At 69.9% G+C, this 16,285-nt stretch carries 10 protein-coding genes; 3 read left to right on the forward strand and 7 right to left on the reverse strand.

From position 1 onward, the window contains the following. Positions 1-14: 14 nt before the first annotated feature. Positions 15-989: an ABC transporter permease gene (locus TR50_RS00470; RefSeq protein WP_236654176.1), complete on the reverse strand. Its 975-nt coding sequence runs from the start codon at positions 987-989 to the stop codon at positions 15-17. 938 nt (positions 990-1,927) lie between these two features. Between TR50_RS00470 and TR50_RS00475 the strand changes: the two genes are divergently transcribed. After that, entirely contained in the window at positions 1,928-3,982 is a 2,055-nt protein-coding gene (locus tag TR50_RS00475) for an ABC transporter ATP-binding protein (protein WP_052440516.1), read from the forward strand. Between the two features lie 169 nt (positions 3,983-4,151). Further along, the gene (locus tag TR50_RS00480; RefSeq protein WP_042412352.1) at positions 4,152-6,491 is read left to right on the forward strand and encodes a tetratricopeptide repeat protein; all 2,340 of its coding nucleotides are present in this window, start codon (positions 4,152-4,154) and stop codon (positions 6,489-6,491) included. Between the two features lie 95 nt (positions 6,492-6,586). On the opposite strand, the gene TR50_RS00485 is transcribed toward TR50_RS00480, so the two are convergent. The 6 genes from TR50_RS00485 to typA form a co-directional block, all read right to left on the reverse strand. Next, positions 6,587-7,753 carry an ABC transporter ATP-binding protein gene (locus TR50_RS00485; RefSeq protein ID WP_084699605.1) on the reverse strand — a complete coding sequence of 389 codons (1,167 nt, stop codon included), beginning with the start codon at positions 7,751-7,753 and terminating at the stop codon, positions 6,587-6,589. After that, positions 7,746-8,804 (reverse strand): ABC transporter ATP-binding protein, encoded by a 1,059-nt coding sequence (locus tag TR50_RS00490; protein WP_042413169.1) that lies wholly within the window; start codon positions 8,802-8,804, stop codon positions 7,746-7,748. The genes TR50_RS00485 and TR50_RS00490 overlap by 8 nt, the downstream gene beginning before the upstream one ends. Before the next feature lie 19 nt (positions 8,805-8,823). Next, on the reverse strand, positions 8,824-9,852 hold the full coding sequence (locus TR50_RS00495) for an ABC transporter permease (protein ID WP_042412354.1): 1,029 nt from the start codon (positions 9,850-9,852) through the stop codon (positions 8,824-8,826). Beyond that, positions 9,845-10,768, reverse strand: coding sequence for an ABC transporter permease (locus TR50_RS00500; protein WP_042412357.1), 924 nt, complete (start codon positions 10,766-10,768; stop codon positions 9,845-9,847). Before TR50_RS00500 ends, TR50_RS00495 begins: the two co-directional genes overlap by 8 nt. A gap of 99 nt (positions 10,769-10,867) precedes the next feature. After that, complete coding sequence (locus tag TR50_RS00505) at positions 10,868-12,508, reverse strand: peptide ABC transporter substrate-binding protein (RefSeq protein WP_042412361.1); 1,641 nt, start codon at positions 12,506-12,508, stop codon at positions 10,868-10,870. Positions 12,509-12,936: 428 nt separating this feature from the next. Further along, positions 12,937-14,841 carry a translational GTPase TypA gene (typA, locus tag TR50_RS00510; RefSeq protein ID WP_042412362.1) on the reverse strand — a complete coding sequence of 635 codons (1,905 nt, stop codon included), beginning with the start codon at positions 14,839-14,841 and terminating at the stop codon, positions 12,937-12,939. Between the two features lie 204 nt (positions 14,842-15,045). Here typA and TR50_RS00515 point away from each other — a divergent pair, with 204 nt between their 5' ends. Continuing rightward, positions 15,046-16,284 carry a hypothetical protein gene (locus tag TR50_RS00515; RefSeq protein WP_152648180.1) on the forward strand — a complete coding sequence of 413 codons (1,239 nt, stop codon included), beginning with the start codon at positions 15,046-15,048 and terminating at the stop codon, positions 16,282-16,284. Position 16,285 lies beyond the last annotated feature (1 nt).

Here is a 16,285-nt window from a genome sequence, read left to right on the forward strand (position 1 = left end):
AATCCGAACGCTGCTCAGGCGCGGACTCGCGGATCGAGCGCCGCGTAGACCAGGTCGGAGACGAGCCCGGCGACGAGGACCAGCCCCGCGGTGAACACACCGATCGCCGCAGTCGCGTTGACGTCGTTGTTCTGGATCGAGGTGACGAGCCACTCACCCATACCGTGCCAACCGAAGATGATCTCGGTGAAGGTGGCTCCGGTGAAGAGCAGGATGATGTTGTAGACGAGGAGCGGCATGACCGGGATGACGGCCGTGCGCAGGCCGTGGCGGAGCACCGCCTGGCGGTAGGTCAGGCCCTTGGCCCGGGCGGTGCGCAGGTAGTCGGCCTGGAGCACGTCCAGCATGGTGCTGCGCTGGAAGCGACTGAACAGGGTCACCTGGATCAGCCAGAGCGTCAGCGTCGGCAGGATCAGGTGCTCCAGGTTGCTCAGCACGATCGCGACCGCGCCGTGCGCGCTCGGGTCGTACAGGTCGATGTACTGGATCGGCGAGCCCATCCAGTTGTCGAAGGTCTGCAGCGTGACCGCGATGACGACCGTCGGCGTGGCCAGGATCGCGTAGGAGATGACCGTGGAGGCCTTGTCCGAGGGACGGTACTGGCGCAGCGCGTTCCAGGCGCCGAAGGCGACACCGCTCACGGCACTGATGATGGTGGCCAGGAAGAGCAGCTCGGTGCTGACGAAGATGCGGCGACCCATCTCGGCGGCGACCGAGTCACCGTTGTAGGTCAGGCCGAAGTTGCCCTGGAGCACGCCCGTGAGCCAGTGCCAGTAGCGCACGACGATCGGGGTGTTCGGGTCCAAGTTCTGTGCCCGCAGCAGGTTGTGAATGGTCGCCATGGGCGGCTGCGGGTGCTTGGACAGGTAGTTGACGATGGGCTCCAACGCCGTCCCGGCGATGAAGTACGTCATGGTGGCCGCGAGGAACACGAGGATCAGATAGTTGACCGCTCGCCTTAGTAGGAACCGACCCATTCCGCGCCCCATCGTCGTTCTGGCCGCGGCGCCCCAAGTCGCTCGCGGCAATGCTTACTGAGCCCCCGCTGGACGTCGTCGGGTGACGACATCTGCACGCCTTCTCGGGCCGTCGACCGGTGGATCGACTTGGCATCAAATCATGGCGTCGACAGAGCAGCGTGACTACGGCTCATTGGTGAAGTTTCAGTAACGCACGTCAATGAGCCACCCCGGCGAGTTTTGACAGGACGACCAAACGGGGGAGCTCTGTCCTTGTTTGTCCGACTTAATCCCTCGATTCCCCAGGCCGGACCGTGCGCGTTCGTTGAAGACGAGACAAGCCTCACCGGCCGCCTGTAAGTGTCGCAACGACGAGCACCCCCATCAGTGGTGCCACAACTCGCTAATTCGGTCCGACAGCCAACAATCGGCTTCCGAATGCGTACCGTGAAAAGTCTCGGAATGACAACGGCCAGAAATCCCCCGAATAGGGGGGAGAAACCCGACGATCGGGGGTGGCGCCGCACGCCGCCGCAGGCAGCAGCATCGCTCCCCCGGTGGAAGGAGTCGACCGGCGGGGCTGATGGGACAACGGGAAGAACAAGTGTCACTTGGCATGAACGCAACGGCGCCTCAGCCGGTAACCTCGCTCCCATGTCGTTCGCGGATTGGCTTGTACAGGCCCGGCGCAGCGCGGGACTGACGCAGGAACAGCTCACGGGGAAATGCCCACTCGGCGTGCGCGCAATCCGGGATCCCTGACACAGGCGGTCGCGCCCGCGACCTTCCACCGTCACCCTCCTCGCCAAGGCCCCGGGCGACGCCCACCGGTGGTCGCCCGGGGAGCCTCCCCGAGGGGCGGCCGGGGAAACGTCCGGGACGGGTGACGGCCCCCGTGACGCCGTCGACGCCCGACCGCACCAGTGCTGACGCTGCCCGCAGAGACAGAGAGGGATCGAGGAACAACCATGGCTCTTCTCGAAGTCGACAGCCTTACCACCCACATCGCCATCAGTCGCGGCACCGTCCAGGCCGTCGACGGCGTCTCGTTCCACCTCGAGGCCGGGGAGACCCTCGGCCTGGTCGGCGAGTCCGGCTGCGGCAAGTCCATGACCGGCCTCTCGCTGATGCGGCTGCTGCCGCCGGGCGGTCGCCTCGTCGGCGGATCCTCCGTCAGGCTGGAGGGCCGTGAGCTGGTCGACCTGGCCGAGCCGGAGATGCGCAGGATCCGCGGCAACGAGATCGCGATGGTCTTCCAGGACCCGATGAGCTCGCTGGACCCGACCAAGACCATCGGCTACCAGGTGGCCGAGCCGGTCATGCTGCACCGCGGAGCCAGCAGGGCCGAGGCGATGGAACGGGCCGCCGAGGTGCTGGGCCTGGTCGGTCTGCCCCGGCCCAAGGAGCGCCTCGGCGACTACCCCCACCAGCTCTCCGGCGGCCTGCGCCAGCGCGTCATGATCGCCATGGCGCTCGCCTGCGAGCCCAAGGTGCTCATCGCCGACGAGCCGACCACCGCGCTGGACGTCACCATCCAGGCCCAGATCCTCACGCTGCTGGGCGACCTGAAGGATCGTCTGGGCATGGCGATGATCCTGATCACCCACGACATGGGCGTCGTCGCCGGGCACGCGGACCGGATCAACGTCATGTACGCGGGGCGCATCGTCGAGTCCACCGGGACCGACGAGCTCTTCGGCGGCATGCGGCACCCCTACACCCAGGGACTGCTGGCCTCGATCCCCCGCCTGGCGCAGGACGCCGCGCAGAAGCTGTTCACGGTGCCGGGCCTGCCGCCGGACCTGGCGGACCCGCCCGGCGGCTGCCGCTTCGCGGCGCGCTGCGGCTACGCCACCGACGAGTGCCGGTCGCAGGACCCGCAGCCGACCGGCCCGAGGGAGCACACCTTCGCGTGCTTCCACCCGGTCGACGGCCCGCTGGACCTGACCGCCTCCACCACGGCGACCGAGCGGACCGCTCCGGCCGCGAAGGAGAGGCGGCCGCTGCTGGAGGTCACCGACCTGGTCAAGGAGTTCCCCGTCGGCGGCGGCGTCTTCGGCCGCAACAAGGGCGTCGTGCACGCCGTGTCCGGCGTCTCGCTCTCCCTCGGCTACGGCGAGACCTTCGGCCTGGTCGGCGAGTCGGGCTGCGGCAAGACCACCCTGGGGCGCATGATCGTCGGCCTGGAGAAGCCCGACGCCGGCCAAGTCACCCTGGACGGCGCCCAGGTGGGCTCGCTGCGCGGCAAGGCGCTGCGCCGCCACCGGCGCGACCTGCAGATGATGTTCCAGGACCCGCACGCCTCACTCGACCCGCGCATGCGCGTGGGCTCGATCCTGCGCGAGCCACTGCAGATCCAGGGCATCGGCACCGCGCAGGAACAGCTGTCCCTGGTCAGCGACCTGTTGACCGAGGTCGGTCTGCCCACGTCGGCGCTGGAGCGGTTCCCGCACGAGTTCTCCGGCGGACAGCGTCAGCGCATCGGCCTGGCCCGGGCACTGGCCCTGCACCCGAAGGTCGTCGTCGCGGACGAGCCGGTCTCGGCGCTGGACGTGTCGATCCGCGCGCAGGTGCTGAACCTGATGAAGCGGCTGCAGGCCTCGCACGAGCTGTCCTACGTGGTCATCTCGCACGACCTGGCGGTGGTCAAGTACCTCGCCGACCGGATCGGCGTGATGTACCTCGGCAAGATGGTCGAGGTCGGTTCGGGCGAGGACATCTACCAGCGGGCGGCCCACCCCTACACGGCGGGCCTGCTGGAGGCCATCCCGGTCCCCGAGCCCGAGGTCGAGCGTGAGAAGCGCGGCGGCGGCATCAAGGGCGAGCTGCCCAGCCCGATCGCCCCGCCGTCCGGCTGCCGCTTCCGCACCCGCTGCCCGCTGGCGCAGGAGCGCTGCGCGGCCCAGGAGCCGGCCCTGCGCCTCTTCGGCGAAGGCCACGTGGCGGCCTGCCACTTCCCGCTCCGAACGCCGCTCTCGGACGAGCCCGTCACCGTCTCCACCCCGGCAGGCGAGGCGGGCTGAGCGTCGGTATCGCGAGGGAGATGTCCGGGGGTGGTGCCGCAGGCCGCCGCAAGCAGCACCACCCCTCCCCCGATGAAGGAGTCAACCAGGGGGGTCGGCGCCCCTCCAGGCAGTCCGACCGGCGGTAATGCGCGGCGGACCGGCAGTTCGACCAGATAGCCTCCCCTGCATGTCGTTCGCGCAGTGGCTCGCCCAGGCCCGGCGCAGCCTGGACCTGACGCAGGAACAGCTCGCCGAGAAGACCGGGCTGAGCGTCAGGGCCATCCGGGATCTCGAACGCGGAGCCTCGCGTCCGCGTCGTTCGACCGTGGCCCTGCTCGGGGAGGTGCTCGGGTCGGTGGCCGGGTCGGCGCCCGGGTCGGCGCCCGGGTCGGCGCCCGGCGAGACCCGGGAGCCCGCGGCCGCCGCGCCGCGTGCGAGCGCACCCGTGCCCTCCCAGCTCCCGCGCGACATCGCGGACTTCGTCGGCCGGCACGACACCGTGGGAACCATCGTCGCGACGCTCGGACGGGACCGGGCCGCTCTGCCGCTCGTCGCCGTCTCCGGTCTCGGCGGGATCGGCAAGACCACGCTGGCCGTGCACTGCGCCCATCTCTGCCGGGAGCAGTACCCCGACGGGCAGCTCTACGTCTCGCTGCGCGGCGCGAGCGCCGCGCCGGAGGACGCGTCGCTGGTACTGGCCCGGCTGCTGCGCGCGCTCGGCGTGCCGCCGGCCCGGGTGCCCACCGATCTGGACGACCAGTCGGCGCTGTTCCGCTCCCTGCTGGCGGACCGCAGGATGCTGCTCGTCCTGGACGACGCGGCCGACTCCCGGCAGATCCGCCCGCTGCTTCCCGGCGGCGACGCCTGTGCCGTGCTGGTGACCAGTCGCCGCTACCTCGGCGGGCTGGAGGGCGCGCAGCACGTCGTCCTCGGGCCGCTCGACGAGGAGGAGTCGGCCGCGCTCTTCACGGCCGCGGGCGGACCGCGCGTGCCGGGCGGACCGGGCAGCCCGGCCGACGGAACGGACGGACCGGCAGGCGGAACGGCCGACGGAACGGACGGAACGACCGACGGAGCAGGCCGTGGGGCGGCCGCTGCCGCGGAGGGTCCCGTCCAGGAGGTGCTGCGCCACTGCGCCGGGCTGCCGCTGGCCATCCGGATCAGCGCCGCGCAGGTCACCGCCCCGGGCGGCGACGTGCGGGAGTTGGCGGAACGGCTTCGGGACTCCTCCCGCCGCCTCGACGAGCTGGTCACCGACGACCTCTCCGTCCGGGCCACCCTCGACGTCGGGCTCGGCCCGCACCTGCTGCCGCCGCTCGCCCGGCGGGCCCTGCTCGGCATGGGCGCCTGGCCGGGCAGCTGGATCGACGGACGGGCGGTGGCGGCCGGACTCGGCCTGTCCGCGGGCGAGGCCAACGCGGCGCTGCGCCGACTCGGCGAGGCCGGTCTGGCGCTGCGGCTCGGCCAGGGCGGCGAAGGCGGCCGAGGCGGCCAGGAGATCCACCTGCACGACCTCGTCAAGGCGCACGCCGCGGAGCAGGAACCGGGCAGCAGACCGCTCGAACCGGGCGCCTCCGCCTGGTACGTCCAGCGGACGGACGCCGCGGTCGAGCGGATCGCCCCCTACCTCCGGCGGCCGGTGCTGCCCGGCGAGGCGCAGCTGCTGCCGACGCCCTCCGTCTTCGATGAGGCGTCCGAGGCCATGGCGTGGCTGCGGCGCGAAGCGCCCAACCTGCTGTCGCTCCAGCGCGACGCGCTGCAACGCGGCGCCGACCTGGTGGCCTGGCAGCTGGCGGTGCTGCTGATGCCGTTCTTCGAGCAGAACATGCACTGGAACGAGTGGGCGGCCTCCCACGAGCACGGTCTCGTCGCCGCGCGCCGCTCGCTGTCCGAGATCCAACAGGGCCGCATCCTGGTCGGCTTCGCCGCGCTGCGGCTGCACACGGCCCGCTACCCGGAGGCGGTCACCGCCTGCGACGAGGGACTGGAGATCTACCGGCGCGCCGACGACCAGCTGCGCATCGCGGTTCTGCTGGATCTCAAGGCCCGGGCCCTGGCCGGGCAGGACCGGCACGAGGACGCCGTCGCGGTACTGAAGCAGGCGCTGACGGCACGCCGTGCGGACGGCGGCCCCTTCGGCCTGGCCAACTCACTGAACCACCTGGCCCGGGCCCTCGCCGACCGGGGCCGGGTCGAGGAGGCGCTGCCCCACCTGGAGGAGGCGCTCACGCTCTGCGCGGACGAACGGACCGTGTTCGCGCGACCGCTCACCCTGGTGAACCTCGGCCGCTGCGCGCTCCAGCTGGGGCGTCTCACCGACTCCCGGGAGCACCTGGAGGTGGCCCTGGCCGCGTCCCGGGAGATCGGCGACCGGATCCACGAGGCCGAGGCCCTGCGCTGGCTCGGCCTCACCCTCGAGCGCTCCGGCGATCCGGACCTCGCTCGGCCGATGCGCGTGGAGGCGCTGGCGCTGATGGACGCGCTCGGGCATCCGGACGCGGACGAGCTGCGCGCGGAACTGGCCTGACAACCTGAGACCGCCCGCGCCGACAACTCAGGGGCGGGGCTCCGCCGTGCGTGAGCCCCGCCCCTGACCTCTGTCGCGCCTGCGGAGACGCAGGCTCAGATCTCGGCGCCGCCGTTGTCGCCGCTGACGCCACCACCGCTGACGCCATCGCCGTTGACGCTGTCGTCACCGTTCGCCGTCGCGCCGACGATGTCGACGTCCTCGGCGAAGTGGCACGCCGACTCGTGCGCGGCCGGGGTGTCCTGGCCGCGGAAGACCTGCGGGATCGCCAGCAGCGGTTCCTCGATCGCGCACTTCTCCTGCGCCTTGAAGCAGCGCGTGCGGAAGCGGCAGCCGGACGGCGGGTTGGCCGGCGAGGGGATGTCGCCGCTGAGAAGGATCCGCTCGCGGCCCTCGCGACCCTCCGGGTCCGGCACCGGCACGGCCGAGAGCAGCGCCTGGGTGTAGGGGTGGGTCGGGTGCTCGTAGATCTCCTCGTCCGAGCCGATCTCGACCATCTTGCCGAGGTACATCACGCCGACGCGGTCGGAGATGTGACGCACGATCGACAGGTCGTGGGCGATGAACATGTAGGAGAGGTTGAACTCGTCCTGCAGCTTCTCCAGCAGGTTGATGACCTGCGCCTGCACGGAGACGTCCAGCGCCGACACCGGCTCGTCGCAGATGATGATCTCGGGCTTGAGGGCGAGGCCGCGGGCGATCCCGATGCGCTGGCGCTGGCCGCCGGAGAACTGGTGCGGGTACCGGTTGATGTACTCCGGGTTCAGGCCGACGACGTCGAGCAGGTCCTGGACCGCCTTGCGGCGGTCGCTCTTGGGGGCCACCTCGGGGTGAATCTCGAAGGGCTCGCCGATGATGTCGCCGACCGTCATGCGCGGGTTCAGCGAGGTGTACGGGTCCTGGAAGACCATCTGGATGTTCCGGCGGATCGCCTTGAGCGCCCGGCCGGACACCTTGGAGATGTCCTCGCCCTTGTAGAGCACCTCGCCGCTGGTGGCGGTCTCGAGGTTCATCAGCACCTTGGCCAGCGTCGACTTGCCGCAGCCGGACTCGCCGACGATGCCGAGGGTCTCGCCCTGGTGCAGGTCGAAGCTGACGCCGTCGACGGCCTTGACAGCGCCGATCTGCTTCTTGATCAGGATGCCCTGGGTCAGCGGGAAGTACTTCTCCAGGTTCCGGACCGAAAGGATCGGCTCGCCGCGCCTGACCTGCTTGTCCATCACGGCCTCGATGGCCGCCTCGGTGGCGGTCGGCTCAGCCATGGATGGTCTCCTTCCAGAAGTGGCAGGCGCTGCCGCGGCCCTCGATCGGAGTGCCGTCGGCCTCGGTCACCGCGTGCAGCGGCGGAACCTCGCTGCGGCAGACCTCCTGGGCCATCGGGCAGCGCGGGTTGAACGCACAGCCGGAGGGGATGCGCAGCAGGTTGGGCGGGAGACCCTTGATCGCGTAGAGCTCCTGGCCCTTCTGGTCCAGGCGCGGGATCGAGTCCAGCAGGCCGCGGGTGTACGGGTGCGCCGGGCGCTTGTACAGCTCGTGGACCGGCGCCGTCTCGACGATGCGGCCGGCGTACATGACCGCGATCTTGTCCGCGACGTCGGCGACCACGCCGAGGTCGTGGGTGATCAGGATCAGGCCCATGTTGTACTCGGCCTGGAGGTCCGCCAGCAGCTCCATCACCTGGGCCTGGACGGTCACGTCCAGGGCGGTGGTGGGCTCGTCGGCGATGATCAGATCCGGCTCCAGGGCCAGCGCCATGGCGATCATGATGCGCTGGCGCATACCGCCGGAGAACTGGTGCGGGTACTGGTTGACCCGCTCCTTGGCGGCCGGGATGCCGACGCGCTCCATCAGCTCGACGGCCTTCTTCTTGGCCTCGGACTTGGAGGTGCCGCGGTGGACCCGGAACATCTCGCCCAGCTGCGTCCCGACGGTGTGCACCGGGTTCAGCGAGGACAGCGCGTCCTGGAAGATCATGGCCATCTGGGTGCCACGGATCTTGCGGCGCTGCTCCTTGGAGAGCTTCAGCAGGTCCTGGCCCTTGAAGACGATCTCGCCGCCGGTGACGAAGCCGGGAGGGCTGTCCAGGATGCCCATGACGGCCTGGGAGGAGACGGACTTGCCGGAGCCCGACTCGCCCAGGATGGCGAGGGTCTCACCGGCGCGGACGCTGTAGTTCACGCCGTTGACGGCCTTGGCCACACCGTCGCGGGTGCGGAACTCGACCTGGAGGTTCTTCACCTGGAGCAGCGGGGCGTCCTCGCTGTCGGCGGTGCGGCCGCGCCCGGTGGTGGCGGTGACTTCGGTTGCATGAATACCCACGGTTCCGCCTCTCTCAGCGCAGCTTGGGGTCGAGAGCGTCGCGGACCGCGTCGCCGAGCATGATGAACGCCAGGATGGTGATGCAGAGCGCGCCGGCCGGGAAGAGCAGCATGTGCGGCGCGTTGCGGAAGGTGTCCGCTGCGGCCGAGATGTCGATGCCCCAGGAGACCGTCGGCGGCTTCAGACCCACACCCAGGTAGGAGAGCGTCGCCTCCAGCGAGATGTACGTGCCGAGCGCGATCGTCGCCACGACGATGATCGGCGCCAGCGAGTTCGGCAGGATGTGGCGCAGCATCAGCCGCACGTTGCCGGCGCCGAGGGCGCGCGCCGCCGTGACGTAGTCCTGCTGCCTGGCGGTGATGACCGCGCCGCGGGCGATACGCGCGAGCTGCGGCCAGCCCAGCACCACGATGAACGCGACCACGACCCAGATCGACCGGCTCGGGATGACCGAGAGGAAGACCAGTCCGCCGAGCAGGATCGGGATGCCGAAGAAGATGTCCGCGATACGGGAGACGACCGCGTCCAGCCAGCCGCCGAAGTAGCCGGCCAGGCCGCCCAGGAGCGTGCCGAGCAGCGCGGTGCCGAGGGTGGCGAAGACGCCCACGGTGATGGACGCCCGGGCGCCGTAGACGGTGCGCGCGTACACGTCGCAGCCCTGGGTGTCGAAGCCGAAGGGGTGCCCGGAGGTCGGTCCCTGCTGGGACTTCGACAGGTCGCACTGGAGCGGGCTGGTCGAGTCGAAGAGGCCCGGGAAGATGGCGACGATGACCAGGAAGATGATCAGGATGCCCGAGATGATGAAGATCGGGTTGCGTCGCAGCTCCCGCCAGGCGTCCTGCCACAGGCTGCGGGGCACCTCGCGGTCGGTGATGCCCACCGACTCGCTGGACTGCTCCGGCGCGTGGGTGAGGTCCTCCTTCTCGAGCATGCCCTCCACCTCCATGGCGCCCAGGGTGGGCGTCTGGGCGAAGGCACTGGACAGCTCGGTGTTCGCGTCGTCGGGGACGCCGTTCGGCTTGTTCGGCTGCTGGTCAGGCATAACGGATCCTCGGGTCCAGGACCGCGTAGAGCAGGTCGACGAGCAGGTTGGCGAGGAGGAAGACGATCACCAGGACGGTCACGAAGCCGACCACGGTCGACGTGCTCTGGTGCACGATGCCCTGGTACAGGTAGTAGCCCACTCCGTGGATGTTGAAGATGCGCTCGGTGACCAGCGCGCCACCCATCAGGGCGCCGAGGTCGGTGCCGAGGAAGGTGATGACCGGGATCAGCGAGTTGCGCAGCAGGTGGTGGGTGACCACGCGGCGGCGCGGCAGGCCCTTGGCCACGGCCGTGCGCACGTAGTCGGCCTTGCTGTTCTCCGCGATGGTGGTGCGGGTCAGCCGGGCGACGTAGGCGAGCGAGACCGAGGCGAGCACGAAGCCCGGTAGCAGCAGCGACTGGATGGGCGCGCCCTCCGGGACGGTGGCGTCCGCGAGGCCCCACTTCACGCCGAACAGGTACTGCAGGACGTAGCCGATGACGAAGGTCGGGATCGAGATGACGATCAGGGTCATCACCATCACGCCGGTGTCGGCGAGGTGGCCGCGGCGCATGCCGCTGAGGACGCCGAGCCCGATGCCGATGATCACCTCGAAGGTGAAGGCCACCACGGTGAGCTTGAGCGTGGTCGGGTAGGCGGTCTTCAGCAGCTCCGTGACCGGCTGGCCGCTGAAGGTGGTCCCGAGATCTCCGGTGAAGATCCCCTTCATGTAGTCGCCGTACTGGACGATCAGCGGGTTGTCCAGGCCGAGCTGCTGCCGGATCTGTGCGGCAACGGCGGGGTCGGGGGCCTTGTCGCCGAACAGCGCGGCAACCGGGTCGCCGAGAGCGTGCACCATCGTGAAGATGATGAACGTTGTCCCGATGAACACCGGGATCATCTGGAGCAGTCGTCGGATGACGTAGCGCCCCATGGAACCTCCAGGGATTCGTCGCGGCGGCGGCCGGGAATCCCTGAAGGATTCCCGGCCGCCGTCCGGCTCGCGCGGCGGCTCGGCCGGCGGACCGACGACTTACTTGTTGACAGTGATGTTCGTGTAGACCGGCACGCTGAAGACGTCCAGCGACACATTGGAGACGTTCGAGGACCAGCCGACGGTGCCGTTCTGGTACCACAGCGGGATCGACGGCAGGTCGGTGACCAGCAGCTTCTCGGCGCTCTGGAAGTCCGAGACCGCCGTCGCCTTGGTGCTGGCGGCGTTGGCCTGGTTGACCAGGCTGTCGAACTGCGGGTTGCTGTAGTGCGAGTCGTTCGACGCGGCGTTGGTGTAGAACAGCGGCTGCAGGAAGTCCTGGATCAGCGGGTAGTCCATCTGCCAGCCGGTGCGGAAGGCGGAGGTCATCTGCTTGCTCTGGATCTGGTTGCGGAACTGCGCGAACGTGCCGACCGGCTTGCCGACGCAGGCGTTGGTGTTGCCCAGCGCGTTGTTGATGCTGTTGCAGACCGCGTCGACCCACTCCTTGTGCGGGCCGTCGGCGTTGTAGCTGATGGTCAGCTGGCCGCCGGGGATGCCGCCGCCCTGCTGGATCAGTTGCTTGGCCTTGGTCGGGTTGTAGGTGCAGACGTCGCCGCAGAGCGTGCTGCTGAAGCCGCCCTCGGCGCCGAGGACCGGGGAGGTCCAGTCGGTGGCCGGGGTACGGGTGTTCTGGAAGATCACCTTGGTGATGGTCGGGCGGTCGATGGCCATCGACAGACCCTCGCGGACCAGCTTGGCGCCGGCGGTGTTCCACTGCGGCTGGTTCAGCGGGAAGGAGATGGTCTGGTTGATACCGGCCGGCTCGTTCAGGTAGCGACCGTTGAGGTCGGACTGGACCGTCTTCAGCGCGGTGGTGGACAGACCGTTGTCGATGTCCAGGTTGCCGGCCTGCAGGTCGGCGTAGGCGGCGTTCGGGTCGGTGTAGACCTTGAGGTTGATGCCACCGTTCTTCGGCTTGTAGTTGCCGGAGTACGTCGAGTTCGGGGTCAGGGACATGCCCGTGCCCTTGGTCCACGACTTGATCACATACGGACCGTTGCCGACCGGGTGGGCCTCCCACGCGGTCGGGTTCTTGAAGAACGACTGCGGCAGCGGGTAGAAGGCCGAGTAGCCGAGGGTGTCCGGCCACAGCGAGAACTTCTGCGTCAGCGCGACGGTGAAGGTGGTGTCGTTGACGACCTTCAGGCCGGACATGGTCGTCGCCGTCGGAGAGCCGGTCGCCGGGTGGACCGCGTCGTAGCCCTGGATCGACGTGAAGAACGGGTCGGTGTTGTTCTGCGCGTGCGGCAGGTAGGCGCCCCAGTTCCAGGCGTCCACGTAGGAGCTGGCGGTCACCGGGGTGCCGTCGCTGAACTTCCAGCCGGGCTTCAGCGTGATGGTGAAGTGCTGCTGGTCCGTGGTCGTGATCGACTGGGCGTTGGCCAGCTCCGCGACACCCGTCTTCGGGTTGTAGTGCTGCAGACCCTCGAAGATCATGTTGAGGACCGCGCCGCCGTTCACCTCGTTGGTGTCGGTCGGGATGAGCGGGTTCTGGGGGTCGCCCCACCATGCGGTCACCACGCCGTTGGCGTTGCTGCCCGAGCCCGAGCTGCTGTTGCTCGACGTGCTGCAGGCCGTGGCGGCCAAGGCGATGGCGATGGCCCCGGCGGCGAACTTCGCTTGCGTGGCTCCACGCATGGACGTGCCTCCTCAGACGTGCTGTTTGCACCTGTTCTGCGGCGCCCTCGCCCACCCCTGGGCGGCAGCGCCTGAGCTCGCGGGCCGCCCGCCGTGGTCGGCAGCCGGCCCGGTGACCCGAGCGTCGTGGTCTCTACTATCCGTCACTCTCGGCGATGCTTCCGACCAAACGACATTGCGGTTTGATCACACGCCTGTGAGCTGGGTCTCGCAACTTGGGCATCACCAGGTGGGTGCAACAGATGTCGAATCGGACATGAAATACCGCTCAGGCCCATCGTTGCACCGATATCCGTACATGAGGGCACTGACACTCGCCCCGATTGTCATCACCATGAGTGACGGCCGGACGGCGCAAGAAAGCCGCCGGAGGCAGTGCCTCCGGCGGCTTTCCTGGGGGCCCTGGGGCCCGGGGGTTCGGCTGAGGGTCAGCTCTTCGCGGCGCGGCCGCGGGTACGGGCGCGGGTCTGCGCGTCCAGCACCACCTTGCGGATGCGCACCGTCTCCGGCGTCACCTCGATGCACTCGTCCTCGCGGCAGAACTCCAGCGACTGCTCCAGCGAGAGCTTGCGCGGCGGGACGATCGACTCGGCCACGTCAGCGTTCGAGGAACGCATGTTGGTGAGCTTCTTCTCCTTGGTGATGTTCACGTCCATGTCGTCGGCACGCGAGTTCTCGCCGACGATCATGCCCTCGTACACCTCGGTGCCGGGGTCGGTGAACAGCACGCCGCGCTCCTGCAGGTTGGTCATCGCGAAGGCGGTGACCACGCCGGAACGGTCGGCGACCAGGGAGCCGTTGTTGCGGGTGGTGAGCACGCCGAACCAGGGCTCGTAGCCCTCGTGGATCGAGTGCGCGATGCCGGTGCCGCGGGTGGAGGTCAGGAACTCCGTGCGGAAGCCGATCAGACCGCGGGAGGGGATCACGAACTCCATGCGGACCCAGCCGGAGCCGTGGTTCGACATGTTGTCCATGCGGGCCTTGCGCACACCCATGAGCTGGGTGACCGCGCCCATGTGCTCCTCGGGCACGTCGACCGTCAGGCGCTCGACCGGCTCGTGGGTCTTGCCGTCGATCTCGCGGGTGACGACCTGCGGCTTGCCGACGGTCAGCTCGAAGCCCTCGCGGCGCATGGTCTCGATGAGGATGGCCAGCGCCAGCTCACCGCGGCCCTGCACCTCCCAGGCGTCCGGGCGCTCGGTGTCCAGCACGCGGAGCGAGACGTTACCGATCAGCTCGCGGTCCAGCCGGTCCTTGACCTGACGGGCGGTGACCTTGCGGTCGACCTTGGCGCCGGACTTGGCGTCCGCGCCCTTGCCCGAGCCGCCCTTGCCGACCAGCGGCGAGGTGTTGGTGCCGATGGTCATCGAGATGGCCGGCTCGTCGACCGTGATCAGCGGCAGCGCGATCGGGTTCTCGGTGTCGGCCAGGGTCTCACCGATCATGATCTCGGAGATGCCCGCGACGGCGCAGATGTCGCCCGGACCGGCCTGCTCGGCCGGCTTGCGGGTGAGCGCCTCGGTCATCAGCAGCTCGCTGATGCGGACGTTGGAGATCGTGCCGTCGCGCTTGATCCAGGCGACGGTCTGGCCCTTCTTCAGGTAGCCCTGCTCGACGCGGAGCAGCGCGATACGGCCGAGGAAGTTGTCCGCGTCCAGGTTGGTGACGTGGGCCTGGAGCGGCGCGTCCTCGTCGTAGGTCGGGGCCGGGACGTGCTCCAGGATGGTGGAGAAGAACGGCTCCAGGCTGTCGCTGTCGGCCGGGACGGTGCCGTTCTCCGGCTTGGTCAGCGAGGCGATGCCGTCACGGGCGCAGGCGTAGACGATCGGGAACTCGATCTGGTCCTCGTCCGCGTCCAGGTCGAGGAAGAGGTCGTACGTCTCGTTGACGACCTCGTCGATCCGGGAGTCCGGACGGTCGGTCTTGTTGATGCAGAGGATGACCGGCAGCTTGGCCTGCAGCGCCTTGCGCAGCACGAAGCGGGTCTGCGGCAGCGGGCCCTCGGAGGCGTCCACCAGGAGGACGACCGCGTCGACCATCGACAGGCCGCGCTCGACCTCGCCACCGAAGTCGGCGTGGCCGGGGGTGTCGATGATGTTGATGGTGATCGGGTCGCCACCGCCCTTGGGGTGGTACTTGACCGCGGTGTTCTTCGCGAGAATGGTGATGCCCTTCTCACGCTCCAGGTCGTTGGAGTCCATCATGCGGTCGTCCAGGTGCTGGTGCGCCGCGAAGGCACCAGCCTGCTTCAGCATGGCGTCGACCAGCGTGGTCTTGCCGTGGTCGACGTGCGCGACGATGGCGACGTTCCGGATGTCATTGCGCGTGGGCATACGGAGTACAGTTCTCCCGAATCGACTGGGCGTGGCACCCGCCGCGCACGGATCTGTGCCGCCGGTCCACCCACCGGGCATCTGAACATGCCACGGCTTTGTCCTATGGTACGTGGTTGCCCTCGTACACTCGCGCGCCGCCCGGCGAACGGCTGACGAACCCCTCTGGCCTCGCGGATGGCCGGGGTGGCATGATCACGCGCCGTGACCCAGCCCCCGGCTCCCAGCACGACGCGTCGCCCCGGCCGCATGCGCGCCTTTCCCGTCCTCCTCGGCGTCGGCGTCGCCGTGGTGACCGCCAACTCACCGGGCCTCGACCACGGCAACGGCACCGTCGCCTTCCCGCTCGGCCTCTTCGGGGGCGCGCTGCTCGCCCTGCAGCTCCAGACGCTGATCGGCCTGGCGCTCGGGCGGCTCGGCGGCACCGCGCCGGTCCTGCTCATGGTCGGCGCCGGCCGACGGGTCGCCGTGCGACGGCCGCGCGGGGTCCCGCTCCTGATCCGCCCGATCCCGCTGGTCCCGCTGCTCGCTTGGGAGGCCGTCACGGCCGTCGACGGTCTGCGGCTGCGTCTCTTCCTGGGCGGGCTGCTCCGGGTCGCCGTCCCCGCCGGGCTCGGCGTCGGGCTGATGTGGAGCGGCACACCCCTGCGCTGTCTCGGCCCCGGCCTGATCCTGGCCTCCCTGCTGCTGCTCAGCGCGGCCAGGACACCGGGCACGACCGGCTGGATGCTGCTGCGCGCGCCCTTCGCGGACGCCGCTCTGCTGCCGCAGCTGGCCGTGGGCGCCCGGGAGCTGGCGGCGCAGCGCGCGCTGACGGGCGGCCGGATCGCCGAGGCGCGTGCCGCGCTTGAGCGCGCCCCCGCCGCCTCCCACCCCACCGACTCCGACCCTGCCGTCTCCGTCTCCGCCGACGACGCGCCGGCCACCCTCGCCCAGGTGCGCCTGCGGGCCGCCGTCGACGTCGCCTCCGGCCGCTACGCCGAGGCCGTCGAGGCCCTGCGCGGAGCCCCCGAGGGACGGGGACTCGCGCCGCACGTCCCCGGTGAGGAACTGCTGCTCGCGCGGGCGGGCCTGCTCGCCGCGGAGGCCGGGGCGATGCCGCGCGAGGACGCCCTGGCGGCCGCGGCCATCGGGACCGCACTCGCCGGTGAGCGCAACCCGCGTCTGCTCGCCGGGAGCGACATCCTGGCGACCCAGGCGCTGCTGGGCGGACGTGCGGCGGACGCCGCGACACTCGCCCGAAGCGCTCTGCGGCGGATGTCCGACCTGCTGACCAGGGCTTACTGCCTCTGCACGCTGGCCGCGGCCCAGGCCGTCACCGGCGACCAGCCGGGTGCCCGCGCGAGCCTGGAGCAGGCCCGCGCGCTCGCCCCGGAGCTCGCCCGCATCGCGACGGTGGAACGCCTGATCACCGAGCTTCCGCTGGTACGGGACCGCGTCTGAC

The organism is Streptacidiphilus anmyonensis (assembly GCF_000787855.1).
Classification (GTDB): domain Bacteria; phylum Actinomycetota; class Actinomycetes; order Streptomycetales; family Streptomycetaceae; genus Streptacidiphilus; species Streptacidiphilus anmyonensis.